The organism is Amycolatopsis sp., from assembly GCF_025464955.1.
GTDB lineage: Bacteria > Actinomycetota > Actinomycetes > Mycobacteriales > Pseudonocardiaceae > Amycolatopsis.
This window is the reverse complement of record NZ_JAODNM010000146.1, coordinates 56,920-70,672: the sequence shown is the minus strand read 5'-3', so window position 1 is coordinate 70,672 and position 13,753 is coordinate 56,920. Positions and strand designations below refer to the sequence as shown.

Here is a 13,753-nt window from a genome sequence, read left to right as displayed (position 1 = left end):
ATCGATCCCTCTCTCTAATTCAGCCCGAACTCGAGCTCGTCGGCTTCGTCGTCGGCCAGTGACACCAGTGCGAGCGCGGGTTGGTCCCGCGGTGCCTCGGCAGGTTCCGCCAGCGGGCGCACGACTCCGGCGATGGCCTCGGCGGTCTTGTGCTGGAAGATGTCTTTCAGGGTCAGTGCCAGTCCGGCCCGGCGGGCACGGCTGACGACCTGGATCGAGTTGATCGAGTCGCCGCCGAGTGCGAAGAAGTTGTCGTCGGCGCCGACCATGGTCAGGCCCAGAACCTCGGCGAAGACCTGGCAGAGCGTCTTCTCTTCTTCGGTTACGGGCGGTCGCCCGGCCCACAGTTCGGCGAGGTCCGGTTCCGGCACCGGCAGCGCCGCGCGGTCGAGTTTCCCGTGCGCGGTCAGCGGAAGCGCGTCGAGGACCAGCACCACCGCGGGCACCATGTACTCGGGCAGCCGCTGCCGCAGTTCGTGCCGGACGTCCTTACCGTCAAGACCCGCGCCGGTCATGTAGCCGACGAGCCGGTTCTGTCCGGCTGGGTCGTCGACGACCCGCACGGCGGCGTCGACCACGCCGTCGAGCCCGCGGAGTCCGGCTTCGACGTCGCCCAGTTCGATCCGGTGACCGCGGACCTTGACCTGGAAGTCGCGGCGCTCCAAGAACTCCAGCTGTCCGTCGGGACGGACGGCGACGAGGTCACCGGTGCGGTACATCCGCGCGCCACCACCGGCGAAGGGGTCCGCCACGAACGCCGCCGAAGACCGTGCGGAGTCGTTGAGGTACCCGCGGCCGACGCCGGTCCCGCCGACGTACAGCTCCCCCGGCACCCCGGCCGGCACGGGCTGCAGCTCGTCGCCGAGGACGTACAGCTCCGTGTTGCGCACCGGACCGCCGATCGGCACCCGGCCGCCACCGGCGTGTCCGGCGTCCAGCACCGCGTGGGTGACGTCATCAGAGCACTCGGTCGGGCCGTAAGCGTTGACCAGCGGGACTTCGGGGAACCGCGCGAACCAGCGGTCGCACAGGTCGGCGGGCAGCGCTTCGCCGGTCACCGGCAGCCAGCGCAGACCGGCCACCGCGGGTACCGGAGCCCCCGCTTCCCAGTCGTCGAGCGCGGCCCGCAGCAGGGAGGGCACGACTTCGAACACGGTCACGCCGGCGCCGATGGTCGCGAACAGCGCCGCCGGATCCGCGGCGACGTCCCTGCCGACGACCCGCACCGAGCCGCCGACGACGAGCGCGGCAAGCATCTGCCACACCGAGATATCGAAGGTGACCGGCGCGTTGTGCACCAGGCGGTCGGTCTCGGTCAGGCCGAGGTCCTCGACCTTGGCAAGCAGGTGGTTCACCATGCCGCGCCGGTGGACCATCGCGCCCTTGGGACGTCCCGTCGAACCGGAGGTGAAGATGACGTACGCCAGGTCATCCGCGGCCCCGACCGGCTCGACGAGCTCGTCGAGGGCGTCCTCGGCGTCGTCGAGCACGAACACTCCGACGTCGGTTCCGGAAGCGTTGGCGATCTCCCGGCCGAGCGCGGCCTGCGTCGGCGTGACGAGCACGACCTCGGCGCCCGAGTCGGCCAGCACCCCGGCCGTCCGCGACACCGGGGCGTGCACGTCGAGCGGCACATACGCGCCGCCCGCGCCGAGCACTCCGAGGACCGCGGTGATGAAGGCCGCGCCCGGTTCGGCGAGCACCGCGACCAGCGCGGCGCCGTCCAACCGGCGCGAAAGCGCGCTGGCGCGGCCGACAAGTCGTGCGTACGTGGTGGAAGCGCCCGAATCTTCGGTCACGGCGACGGCGTACGGCCGCCGCTGGGCGAGTTCCCGCACGCGGGGCACGACATCGGTGAAGGGGTTCGGCCGCCGGGAGCCCGACAACATGCTGACCGAAGCCGACCGCTCAGCCGCGTCGAACACCTGGATCCGGCCCAGCGGCTGCCCGGAGTCGGCCAGCGCCGCGTCGACGAGCCGTCGGAACCAGCCGGAGATCCGCTCGACGTCTTCGGTGGAGAACACGTCCGGCGCGTGGTCGAAGCGCAGCCTGAGCTGCTGCCCCGGCACCACGACCAGGCTCAGCGGGTAGTGCCGCGCGTCGCGGGCGAAGGTGTCGTCGACACGCATCCCAGCGGCCGTGCGGCTCAGGGCGGCCGCGTCCATCGGGAAGTTCTCGAACACCACCGCGGTGTCGAACAGCTCACCGGTCCCGGCAAGTCCGGGCACAGCGTTCTGGATGTCGTTGAGACCAAGATAGTGATGCGGCCGCAGATCCGACTGCTGCTCCTGCAACTCGCCGAACAACGTGGCCAGCGAGTTCCCCGGACGCAGTCGCGCCCGGACCGGCAGGGTGTTGAGGAACATGCCGACCATCGACTCGGCGCCGGGTAGCTCGGGCGGGCGCACCGAGGCCGTCGCACCGAACACGACGTCCTGGCTGCCGCTCAGCCTGCCGACCAGTATCGCCCAGCAGCCCTGGATGACACTGTTGACCGTCAGTTCCGACGCCCGCGCGAAGGCGGTGAGCTCGTCGGTGACGTCGGCGGGCAGGTCGACGACCACCGATTCCGGCATCCGCTGGATCCGCGACGGGTTCTCCGGCGCGACGCGCGTGGGCCCGGTGAGCCCGGAGAGGGTGTCGCGCCACGCCGCCAGCGACTCCCGCTCGTCCCGCTCTGCCAGCCAGCCGAGATAGTCGCGGAACGGGCGGACATCCGGCAGCGCGGCCGAGTCGCCCGCGGTTTCGTACAGGGCGAACAGTTCCCGTGCCAGGATCGGCATCGACCAGCCGTCCACCAGGATGTGGTGGACCGTCCACAAGAGACGGAAGCGTTCGTCGTCGAGCTGGATCAGCGTGAACCGCACCAGCGGCGCCTGCGCGGGATCGAACCGCAGCGCGCGGTCCGCGTCGGTCAGCCGTGCGACCTCGGCGTCTCGTTCGGCCGGCGCCAGGAACGTCAGGTCGACCTCGGCCAGCACATCCGGCACGGTTGCCGCGATGAGCTGCACCGGGTCGCCCGAGGTGCGGTAGCGGAACGACGCCCGCAGGTTCGAGTGCCTGGCCAGCAGCGCCGAGCACGCCGCCCGCAGCCTGTCCGCATCGACGGTCCCGGACAGTTCCGCGACCACCTGCAGCGTGTAGACCTCGGCGCCGTCGACGTCGAACTCGGTGTGGAACAGCAGGCCCTTTTGCAGCGGGGACAAGGGAAGGACGTCCTGCAGGTCGGTCTCGCGCTCATAGGTGTCGACCTCGTCCTGCGTCAGCCCGGCCAGCGGCAGGTCCGACGGCGTACGGCCGCCGGCCCCCTCGGTGTCGACGTGCGCCGCGATCATTTCCAGCGCGCGGAACCAGGTGCGGGCGAGGTCCTCGGCTTCGGCGTCGCCCAGCAGCTCGCCCGCCCAGATCCAGTCGGCGACGAGGTGCGGGCCGCCGGCGCGTTCCTCGGTGATCGGGGTGACCGCCAGGACGTGCCGCAACGGCATCTCCGGGCTCGCGCCGGTGCCGACCATCGTGGCGCCGTCGAGCCGCCAGTCGCCGCCGTCGCCGGCGCCGAACCGGCCAAGGTAGTTGAAGCCGAGCTGCGGCCGGGCCAGCAGTTCCTGGCCGCCGGCGGTCTGCGGGTTGAGGTATCGCAGCAAGCCGTAACCGAGTCCGTGGTCGGGCAGCGCGCGTAGCTGTTCCTTGACGGCCTTGAGCAGCGTGCCCGCGGCCGGGCCGCCCGCCCACACGTCGTCCCAGTCGATCGCGCCGACGTCGAAGCAGACGGGGAACACGCTGGTGAACCAGCCGACCGTGCGGGAGAGGTCCTGGTCGTCGGCGAGCTGCTCGCGGCCGTGGCCTTCGAGTTCGACGAGCACATGCAGGCTGGCGCGGCGCTGAGCGCGCCGACGCCAGTCGGCGACGGCGAGCGCGAGCCCAGCCAACAGGACGTCGTTGATCTCGGCGTGGAACGCGGACGGCACCTTGGTCAGCAGCGCCGACGTCGTCTCGGCGGAAAGCTCCAGCCGCAGCTCGCGCGAGGTCGCGTAGACGTCGCGAGCCGGATCCAGGGATCGATTGCCCAGCAAGGGATCCGGGCGACGCAGCTGAGCTGTCCACAGCGCGAGCTCCCCGGCCCGGCTCGCGCCGCGTGCGTCCTCGGCGAGCATCGACGACCAGCGGCGATACGACGTGCCGACCTCGTCGAGCACGATCTCCTGCCCGGCCGCGACCGCGTTCCACGCGGTTTCGAGGTCCGGCACGAGGATTCGCCAGGACACGCCGTCCACGGCGAGATGGTGAACCATCAGCAGCAGCTGCCGGCTGTCACCCCGGCCGATCAGGACCGCCTGTGCCATGACGCCGTCCGCCGGGTTGAGCCGCGCACGTGCCTCGGTGACCAAGTCGGCGTTGCCAGTGCCTTCGCGCACGAGGTCGCGGGCGTGCACCGAGCCGACCGGACGCACGGTCAGCCCCCACAGCCCCGCGGACGGCTCGTCCAGCCGGGCGCGCAGCATGTCGTGGCGATCCAGCAGTGCTTGTAGGGCAACGGAAAGCCGGGAAACATCCACATCGGACGGAACGGGCAGCACGACGTACTGGCTGAATTCGTCCGCTGTTCCCGTCTGCCCCACCGTGTCGCCGTGCAGCTGATGACCGATCGGGGTCAGGTCGAGCGTGCCGACGCCGTCCTCCTCCCGCACCACCGACGTCGTGACCGGCTTGGCGACCAGCGCGATCGACGCCGGGGTCTTATAAGTGAAAATGTCGCGCGGAGTGAAGACGAGCCCCGCCTTGCGTGCCCGGCTGACCGCCTGGATCGAGATGATCGAGTCTCCGCCGAGTGCGAAGAAGTTGTCGTCGATGCCGATGCGGGCCATCCCGAGCACCTCGGCCAGCACCGAGCAGAGGATCTGCTCCTCGCGGTTGCGAGGGGCACGCCCCTGCGCGGCCTCCGCGAAGTCCGGGTCCGGCAGCGCGTCGCGGTCGAGTTTGCCGTGCGCGGTCAGCGGCAGCGCGTCGAGCACCAGCAGCGCCGACGGCACCAGGTAGTCCGGCAACTCGCCGCCGAGTTGCGCCCGTAGCTCCGCGGCGTTCAGTTCGCCTGCCGACGACGTCACATAACCGATCAGTCGCTTGTGTCCGGCGGCGTCGGAAGCCACCCGCACAGCGGCGTCCGCGATACCCGGCAGCGCGCGCAGTGATGCCTCGATCTCGCCGAGCTCGATCCGGTGTCCCCGCACCTTGACCTGGAAGTCGCGGCGCTCCAAGAACTCCAGCTGCCCGTCGGCACGCCACTGGACGCGGTCGCCGGTGCGGTACATCCGCGCGCCGCCGCCGGCGAACGGGTCCGCGACGAAGGTGCCCGAGGTGCGCTTCTCGTCGCGCAGGTAACCGCGACCGACGCCGGTCCCGCCGACGTACAGTTCGCCGGGGATGCCCGCCGGGACGCGGCGAAGCTCGTCGCCGAGCACATACAGGCGGGTGTTGCGCACCGGGCGGCCGATCGGCGAACGCGCGCCGACCTCGTCCGCGGCGGTGATGAACGCGTGGGTGACGTCGTCGGAGCATTCGGTCGGGCCGTAGGCGTTGACGAGCGGCACGTTCGGAAAGCGGTCCGCCCAGCGGCCACACAGGTCCGGCGGCAGAGCTTCGCCGGTGACAGCGAGCCAGCGCAGCGACGAGAGCGCGGGAACCTCGTCCGTCGCGTCCCACCAATCCAGCGCGGCACGCAGCAGCGACGGGACGACTTCGAGAACCGTGACGCCTTCGTCCGCGGCAACGGAAAACAGCGCGGCGGGTTCGGCGGCGACGTCGCGCGAGACGACACGGGTCCTGCCGCCGACGATGAGCGCGGAAAGCATCTGCCACACCGAAATGTCGAAGGTGACCGGCGCGTTCTGCACCACGCAGTCGCCGCCGGACAGACCCAGGTCCTCGACCTTGGCGAGCAGATGGTTGACCATGCCGCGGCGGTGGACCATCGCGCCTTTCGGCCGTCCCGTGGAACCGGAGGTGAAGATGACGTAACCGAGGTCGTCGCCGCGTCCGACCGGCCGGTGGAGCTGGCCGCGTGCGGCCCCCGCGAACGGCTCATCCGCTTGCACCATAACGATTCCGTCGCCGACGACGGCCGCGATCTCCTCGGCGAGCGCACGCTGGCCGGGACCGACCAGCAACGTCGGAACGTGGTTCTCGGCGAGCAGCCCCGCCGAGCGCGCGACCGGAGCCGAGTGGTCCAGCGGCACCCAGGCGGCCCCCGCGCCAAGCACGGCGAGCACGGAACCGACGAACCTGGCACCGGGCTCCGCGAGCACACCGACCAGACCGCCTACGGGCAGCCGGCCAGAGAGACGGTCGGCCCACGCGACGAGGTCGGCGTAGGTGACTTCCTCGGTGCCGTCGGCGACCGCGACGACGCCCGGACGCTCGACCGCGACCGCGCGGATCCGCTCGATGACGCCGTAGTCAACGTCTTCTTCATTGCCGGTGCGCTCGCCCCAGGCGCGCAGGCCGGCCGTCTCGTCCTCGCCGAGCAGCTCCAGGCGGCGGACAAGCTGGTCCGGGCGGGCGGCGGCGAGCGTGCTCATGAAGCCGATGAACCGGTCGAGGTGGCCTTGGACCTCGTCTGCGCTGTACAGGTCGGGGTTGCCGTTGACATGGATCTCGACCCCGCCGGGTGAAGGCTCGCCGACGACGAACATCAGGTCGTTGACCACCCCGGTCGACACGTTGCAGAGCACCGTTTCGCACTCGCCGAGCCACAGGTCGGGCGAACCGCTCAGGACGTTGACGAACGGGCCGAAACCGCGTCGGTCGTCACCGCGCAGGCCCATGTCGCGACGGATCTGCGAAGTCGGGTACCGCTGGTGCTTCAGCGCCCGGGCCAGCGCACCGGACGCCCCGGACAGCAGGTCCGCGGCAGTGGTCTCGCGGCCGATGTGCACGCGCAGCGGAACGTAGTTGGCGACCATGCCGGGGACCGCGCGCATCGCGGCTCCGACGCGGTTGGCGACCGGCAGCGTCATGAGGACGTCATCACCGCCGACAAGCCGTTGCGTGTACGCGGCGCTCGCGGCGATGGCAAAGGTGGCCCAGGTGACCTTCGCGGTTTCGGACACTCCGCGCAACGTGCCGGCGAGATCGTCGGGGAGCACGACGCTGCGGCGCAGGTGGCCGGTGGCGGGCTTCGGCGCCTGCCCGGACACGCTGACCAGCTCAGGAGCCCCGGCGAGCTCCTTCTTCCAGAACTCCCGGTCCTTGGCCCAGCGCGGAGACTCACGATGCGCGGACTCAGCGTCGAGGAGAGTCTTCAACGGGGGCAGTGGACGCGCGTCCACGGCGTTGTACAGCTCGCCGACCCGGCTCCAGTAGAGGGTTTCACTGAAACCGTCGCCGGCGATGTGGTGTCCGCACATGTAGCAGAGGAACCGGTCGTCGGCGAGCCTGATCAGCGCCCACCGGGTCAGCCCGCCCGCGATGAGCGAGAACGGCTTGCGCAGGTCGGCGTGCATCCATTCCAGCGCGGTGGTTTCCGGGTCGGGCGACGCGCTCAGGTCGAACTCGGCCAGCGGCAGCTCCGTCGCCGGGTCGACGAGCTGACGCGGTTCGCCATCGATCTCGACGAACCGGATGCGGGCGTTCTCGGCCTCGACGTAGAGCGCCAGCAGGGCTTCGCGGAACTTCGCGACATCCAACGGCCCGCGGATGTCGAGGTAGTCGGCCATGTTGTAGGCGAGGCCACCGGTCGAGAACTTCTCGTCGAAGTAGACGTCGTTCTGCGAAGCGGAAAGCGGGAGGGTGGACTCGGTCATGACAGCGTCCCGGAGAGAGCGTCGGAGTGAATGGGTTCGGGAGCGAGCCTGTTCAGCAGGACTTCGGCGCCGTAGATGTCCTCGACCCACTGGTCGGAGTAGACGGTGTCCAGGTACCGCTCGCCGAGGTCCGGCGCGATGGCGACGGTGGTCAGCTCCCCGGCGCGGTCGTGGGTGCGCAGCCAGCGCAACGCTCCACTGAGGACTGTCCCGGTGGAGCCGCCGAACAGGAATCCCCGGCGCACCAGCTCGCGGCAGGCGCGGACGGTGTCGGCCTCCGGCACCAGCACGACGTCGTCCACAAAGGACTCATCGAGCAGCTGCGGGCGGACGCTGGTGCCGAGGCCGGGGATCATCCGCTGCGAGGGCGGGCCCCCGAAGGTGACCGAGCCGACGGTGTCGATCGCGACGATCCGCACGGACGGCTTGGCCTCGGCGAGGTAGCGCGCGCAACCCATCAGCGTGCCGGTGGTGCCCGCCCCGACGAAGAGCACGTCGAGGTGCGGGAAGCTGTGCAGGATCTCGCGGCCGGTGGTGCGGTGGTGCGCGCCCCAGTTGCCGGGGTTCGCGTACTGGTTCAACCAAACGTAGTTGTCGTTCTCCGCGCACAGCCGCTTGACCCGCTGGATGCGCGCGCCGAGGAAACCCCGCTCGGGATGCGGTTCGGTGATCAGCTGGACCGAGCTGCCGAGCGTCTGCATCAGCTGGCGTGCGGCGAGCGTGCAGCGGGCGTCGGTGACGCAGATGAAGCCGTACCCGAGGCTCGCGGTGACGATCGCCAGCGCGACCCCGAGGTTGCCCGAGGAGCTTTCGACGAGCGTCGCGCCCGGGCGCAGGACCCCGCTGCGTTCGGCGGCAGTGACCATTTCGGCCGCGGCCTTCAGCTTGATCGACCCGGCGAAGTTGAAACCCTCGCACTTGAGGAAGAGCTCGGAACCGGCAAGGTCGCCCAGATCGACGTAGAGCTCGGAGACGTTGAACTCCTGAGGTGTCGAGATGACTTGCATACTGCCCCTCTCAAGAATGCTGAGCCGCTACTTGGACCCGTAGCGGCTCAGCTCCGCGAAGAAACCGTCGATCGTGTTCAGTTCGCCTGTCTGCCCGACCGCGTCGTAGACGTGCTTGCCCACGGCGAGGTCGAGCACCCCCAGACCGAACGGGGAGAAGATGAGCGGCTTGGCGGGATCCGGCGTCACCGCGCCGGTCATCACCTCGGCGAGGGTGCCGTCGAGAAAGTCGCGGTGACCGACCCGCTGCTCAGCAAGGTGGACGGAAGTGTTGGCCTTCAGGCAATGCTCGACGTCGTCGACGACATTGGCCGCAGACAGGATGACCTCGGGTGAGAGGTCGCGCAGCGAGACATGCAGAACGAGCGGTGCGTGGTCGAACCAGGACGGGTCGGTGATGTGCGGCTCGCCGGCGACGGTCGCGAAGACGACGAGGTCGCTGTTCCGGATCAGGTCCTCGGCGCTCGCGTGCACGGTGACCGGCGTGCCCGGCTCGCTCTGCTGGAGGTAACCGCGGAACCCCGCGGCGTACTCGGCACTGAGGTCGTGTACACCGATCTCGTCGAACGACCAGCCGGTACCGGCCAGGAAAGTGTGAATATAGCGCGCGATCAAGCCGGTTCCGACGAACCCGAGCCGCGTCGGCCGCGTGCGTCCCTCGCTGAGCTTAGCCGCGCCCAACGCCGCAGACGCCGCCGTGCGGACCGCGCTGATGATCGAACTTTCGATGCAGGCGAACGGATAGCCGGTCTCCTGGTCGTTGAGGATCAGCACGGCCGACGCCCGCGGCAACCCGGAGTCGATGTTGCCGGGGAAGCTGGAGATCCACTTGACGCCGTCGACGCCGACCTCGCCGCCGACCGACGCGGGCAGCGCGATGATCCGCGAGCTCGGGCGGTCGGGGAAGCGCAGGAAGTACGACGGCGGGTTCACCGTCTGCCGCGCGTGGTGCAGCAGGTAGGTCGCCTCGACCAGCTCGACGAGCTGCTTCTCGCGGTTGCGCAGGACGTCGTTCACCTGCGCGCCGCTGATCACGGAGAAGGTCGGGTGGTCGATCGGCATTGGTGGCTCCCTCGCTCTCGTCCCCCCGGACGCCGGAGGTTCGAGGGCAAGGTTGGCCAACGGCGCTGACACCGAGCTGACCGCGAACTGAGCACCAGTGCGTCGCGGGCTTGTCAGGCGGCTGTCAGCGGTGGATCACCGCGGGGTCGTAACATCGGGTGTGCGGGCGAGGACTGCGTCCGCGGGACACCGAGCGAAGGGATGTATCAGCGTGCGCGTCGCCGTCGCCGAGGATCAGTACCTGCTCCGGGAGGGGCTGGTCCGGCTGCTCGAGTCGCAGGGTTTCGAGGTCGTCGCCGCCGTCGAGAGCGGGCCCGAGATGCTCGCCGCGATGTGCGAGCACAAACCGGACGTCAGCGTGGTCGACATCCGGCTGCCGCCGTCGTTCACCGACGAAGGCCTGCAGGCCGCGCTCGCCGCGCGCAAGGTCCACCCGGGCCTGCCGGTGCTGCTGCTGTCGCAGTACGTCGAGCAGCTGTACGCCCACGAGCTGCTGGCCGACGGCGCCGGCGCGGTCGGCTACCTGCTCAAGGACCGGGTGTTCAACAGCGACCAGTTCTCCACGGCGCTGCGCCAGGTCGCGTCCGGCGGCACCGTGATGGACCCGGACGTCGTCGCGAAACTGCTCAACCGCAACGCCAACAACAGCCTGGTCAGCCGGCTCACTCCGCGTGAGCACGAGGTACTCGGGCTGATGGCTGAAGGCCGGTCCAACGCGTCGGTCGCCGGACACCTCTTCGTCACCGAAAAGGCCGTAGCGAAGCACATCAACAACATCCTGACGAAGCTCGAGCTACCGCCGTCGGAAGACGACAACCGCCGGGTCCGCGCCGTCCTCGCCTACCTCGAAGGCTGACGCGCGTCCGCGTGAACCTGAGCGCTTGTGACCGCACGCCGACACGACACGACCGGCCCTCAGATCAGCCAGGAAGTCCCTACTCGCCCCGGTCGCCGATGCCGAGGGGGTCGGCGCGGTTGATCTTGCCGGAGACGAGGCACTGGTACAGGGTCAGCATCTGCATGGTGCGGGTGCCTTCCATGAACTCGACGCCGCGCGCGTCGCGGACCAGCTTGTCCAGCAGCGGATGCTCGAAGCGTGCGCCGGGGCCGAGGAAGTCGCATGCCTGGAACGTGACGTCTTCGGCGAGTCGGCATGCCCTGGCCTTCGCCGCCGACGCGAGGTGACGGCCGCCGGAGTGGCTGTCGACGGCGGCGCCGGCGTACAGGACGAGCTGCCGTGCGCCTTCGATGCGTCGGCCGATCAGGTCGAGGCGGTCACGCTCGTCCTTCGTCGGCCGGAGCCGCTCGGCGAGCACGTATTCATACGCCGCCCGCGCGACTCCGACGGCCACCGCGGCGACGGCCGGCCGCAGCCGGTCGAACGTCTGCACGCAGGCCCACATCCCCCGCCGCGTCGGCGAAAGGTGCCGCCCGAGGATCCGGTCGTCGGCGATCTCGACGTCGTTGAGCCGCAACTCGCTGACCTGCACCCCGCGCAGTCCGATGGTCTCGATGGGCTCCGCGTGGAAACCCGGGTCCGCGGTGTCGACGAGCACGGCCGTGATCCCGAGCGGACCTGGCCGCACGCGGGCGAACACCACGCCGAGCGTCGCCCTGGCGCCGTTGCCGATGTACCGCTTCGTCCCGTTCAGCAGCGCCGGGCCACCGCCGTCGCCGACGCTCAGCGCCGATCGCATCGACGCCGGGTCGGACCCGCCGCCGGCTTCGGTCAGCGCGAAGAACGTCCAGGTCGGACGCGCGAGCAACGTGCTGTAGTAGAACTCCTTCTGCGCGGCGTCGGCAAGAATGTCCATCAGCACGGCGGACATCGACCCGCCCGGCGACCCGAGCAGCACCCCGGCGTCCCCCCACGCGAGCTCCTCCATCAGCACCACGCGTTCGAGCGCGCTCATGGCAGCGAAGTGGTACCCGTCGATCCGCACAAGCGGCGGTCCGTACTCCGGCGGGATCATCGAGGTCGACATGAACCGGACGCCGGGCAGGTCGACGTGCTCGGCGATGAGCGCCGGGTCGGCGTCGAGCGGCAGGGCGAGCTCGCGGAAGTCGGCGGCCCATTCCCTCGTCTGTCTCCGGAGCGCGAGCAAGCGGTCGTCCAGCTGGAACATCACGGCACCTCGGCAGGGGTGTAAGCATCGGCGAGCAGTTCGGAGACATAGACGGTCTGGCCGACCCCGGCCGCGGTGAACCCGCTGGCGCCGAGCAGCCGCAGCAGTTGGTGGTCGGCTTCGCTGATCTGGCGGTGCAGATGTGCCAGCGCGGGAGCCGCGAGCAGGCCGCCCGTGAGCACGGCCCGGACTTCGAGGTGTTCGGTCAGCACTTCGGCCAGCGCCGATTTGACCAGCTGCTGGCGCAGGATCGTCGAGTCGCCGCAGTCACGCCAGCCGAGGTAGTCGACGCAGTTGTGGAGCAGCCCTTCGGACAGCTCCAGCCGCACCCGCAGGACGCCGACATGCCACTCGTACCAGTTGTCCCGGTTCACGTCCGCCCCGACCACGCGGGGGTGACGCAGGATCAGCAGCAAACCGTCGTCGACGCGTGCCTCGCCGACAGCCTGCTCACGCCCGCGATCGACGCGGACGCCGTCCAGCCACACGTGGGCACCGTCGGCCAGCACCTGCGCCGGCACCACGGCGAACCCGCCGCGGCCGAACGGCACCAGCCCGGGCAGTACCCCGGCGGCCAGCAGGGACAGCGCGGCCATCGGCCCTTCGGCACGGGCAGCGAGGACCCACGGGCCCACGTCCGTATGCACAATCGTGGTCATGCTCACCCCTTTGGCCGATTAACCAGCGAGGCACAGGGAAAGATCTCCGTGCGCCGGGTCGTAGTCGAGATACGCCGTACGGCCCCGCGGTGCGGTCCAGAGCCCGGTACACGGGAAACCGGCCGCGACCCGCTTGAGGGCGTCGAAACCAGGGAGCATTCCGACGCCGCACCCGGCCACGATCGTCGCCGGGGTCACGCCCGCCAGCAGCTCACCGAGCACGTCCGGCACCTCGCCGGGCTCGACGTCGCTCACCTGACCGACCGACACCGTGCCGCTGCCGCGCTCCAGCACGAGCGCCACGGCCGCATCACCACCGAGGACGGATTCCCCAGTGTCGTAAGGCAAAGTCGCCTGGTCCATGCCCAGCACGAGCGCACGCCGGTAGTCGTGGCGGGCCGCGTACTCGCCGGCCAGGCGCAGTGCGGTGAAGGTCGCGCCGGAGCCCTGGTCGGACACTGCGAACAGCAGCGGCGATCCTGGCAGGACGTCGTTGAGCCGCGTCGCCGCGGAGCGCCACGGGTCGAGGTCCGGCACCGCGGCAGCGAGCACCACGACATCGAACGGTTCGGGCCCGAGTTGGTCCAACAGCTCCGGAACCATGTCCGGATAGGCGTTTCCTTCGGCGTGCCAGGACGCCCCACCCGTGTAGGGAACCCCGAAGCCGTCCGCCAGATCGGAGAAGTAGTCAGCGATGGCAGTACCGTCGACGCGCGAACGCGGACCGGTGAAGTCCCTGCTCACCACCGAGACCAGGCCGAGCGGCAGCTCGGCGAGGCCGGTCCGGCGGCGGGTCGCGAGGGTGGGTGGGGCGGCCTGGTACATCTCCTATTCCGCCATTTCGGCGGTGACGAAGTCGGCCAGTGAGCCGACGCTGTGGAAGTTGCTCATCTCGATGCCGTCCGCGTCGACCTCGATTTCGAGGGTGTCCTCGAGCAGCATCAGCAGTTCGAGAACCCCGGTGGAGTCGAGGCCGAGCTGCTCGAAGAGCCGGGTTTCCTCGGTGAGCTCAGGCAGCTCGGTATCGAGCACCTGCGCGAGCGCGTCGGAAATGGCGGCGATGATCCGCCCTCGGCTGGTTTCTACGGTGGTGGCGCTCATGG

Annotated in this window: 8 protein-coding genes; 1 reads left to right on the top strand and 7 read right to left on the bottom strand. The window is 70.0% G+C overall.

All coding sequences use genetic code 11. From position 1 onward, the window contains the following. Positions 1-14 precede the first annotated feature (14 nt). Genes JWQ81_RS37655 through sbnB form a run of 3 tightly spaced genes read right to left on the bottom strand, consistent with a single transcriptional unit; the run spans position 15 to position 9,865 of the window. A complete protein-coding gene (locus JWQ81_RS37655; protein ID WP_297549336.1) occupies positions 15-7,796 on the bottom strand; it encodes a non-ribosomal peptide synthetase in 7,782 nt (2,593 codons plus the stop codon). Beyond that, complete coding sequence (gene sbnA, locus JWQ81_RS37650) at positions 7,793-8,803, bottom strand: 2,3-diaminopropionate biosynthesis protein SbnA (protein WP_297549334.1); 1,011 nt, start codon at positions 8,801-8,803, stop codon at positions 7,793-7,795. The genes JWQ81_RS37655 and sbnA overlap by 4 nt, the downstream gene beginning before the upstream one ends. Positions 8,804-8,830: 27 nt before the next feature. Further along, positions 8,831-9,865 carry a 2,3-diaminopropionate biosynthesis protein SbnB gene (gene sbnB, locus JWQ81_RS37645; RefSeq protein ID WP_297549332.1) on the bottom strand — a complete coding sequence of 345 codons (1,035 nt, stop codon included), beginning with the start codon at positions 9,863-9,865 and terminating at the stop codon, positions 8,831-8,833. A gap of 211 nt (positions 9,866-10,076) precedes the next feature. On the opposite strand from sbnB, the gene JWQ81_RS37640 reads away from it, so the two are divergent. Next, positions 10,077-10,721 (top strand): response regulator transcription factor, encoded by a 645-nt coding sequence (locus tag JWQ81_RS37640; protein ID WP_297549330.1) that lies wholly within the window; start codon positions 10,077-10,079, stop codon positions 10,719-10,721. 79 nt (positions 10,722-10,800) lie between these two features. Here JWQ81_RS37640 and JWQ81_RS37635 read toward each other — a convergent pair whose 3' ends face one another. Genes JWQ81_RS37635 through JWQ81_RS37620 form a run of 4 tightly spaced genes read right to left on the bottom strand, consistent with a single transcriptional unit; the run spans position 10,801 to position 13,751 of the window. Beyond that, a complete protein-coding gene (locus tag JWQ81_RS37635; RefSeq protein ID WP_297549328.1) occupies positions 10,801-11,991 on the bottom strand; it encodes an acyl-CoA dehydrogenase family protein in 1,191 nt (396 codons plus the stop codon). Beyond that, complete coding sequence (locus JWQ81_RS37630) at positions 11,991-12,650, bottom strand: DUF2786 domain-containing protein (protein WP_297549326.1); 660 nt, start codon at positions 12,648-12,650, stop codon at positions 11,991-11,993. Before JWQ81_RS37630 ends, JWQ81_RS37635 begins: the two co-directional genes overlap by 1 nt. A gap of 18 nt (positions 12,651-12,668) precedes the next feature. Continuing rightward, entirely contained in the window at positions 12,669-13,475 is an 807-nt protein-coding gene (locus JWQ81_RS37625) for a hypothetical protein (RefSeq protein ID WP_297549324.1), read from the bottom strand. A gap of 3 nt (positions 13,476-13,478) precedes the next feature. Beyond that, the gene (locus JWQ81_RS37620; RefSeq protein WP_297549322.1) at positions 13,479-13,751 is read right to left on the bottom strand and encodes an acyl carrier protein; all 273 of its coding nucleotides are present in this window, start codon (positions 13,749-13,751) and stop codon (positions 13,479-13,481) included. Positions 13,752-13,753 lie beyond the last annotated feature (2 nt).

Coding starts and splice junctions, on each gene's coding strand:
- JWQ81_RS37655 (WP_297549336.1), bottom strand. CDS start 7,796: ATGACCGAGTCCACCCTCCCGCTTTCCGCTTCGCAGAACGACGTCTAC.
- sbnA (WP_297549334.1), bottom strand. CDS start 8,803: ATGCAAGTCATCTCGACACCTCAGGAGTTCAACGTCTCCGAGCTCTAC.
- sbnB (WP_297549332.1), bottom strand. CDS start 9,865: ATGCCGATCGACCACCCGACCTTCTCCGTGATCAGCGGCGCGCAGGTG.
- JWQ81_RS37635 (WP_297549328.1), bottom strand. CDS start 11,991: ATGTTCCAGCTGGACGACCGCTTGCTCGCGCTCCGGAGACAGACGAGG.
- JWQ81_RS37630 (WP_297549326.1), bottom strand. CDS start 12,650: ATGACCACGATTGTGCATACGGACGTGGGCCCGTGGGTCCTCGCTGCC.
- JWQ81_RS37625 (WP_297549324.1), bottom strand. CDS start 13,475: ATGTACCAGGCCGCCCCACCCACCCTCGCGACCCGCCGCCGGACCGGC.
- JWQ81_RS37620 (WP_297549322.1), bottom strand. CDS start 13,751: ATGAGCGCCACCACCGTAGAAACCAGCCGAGGGCGGATCATCGCCGCC.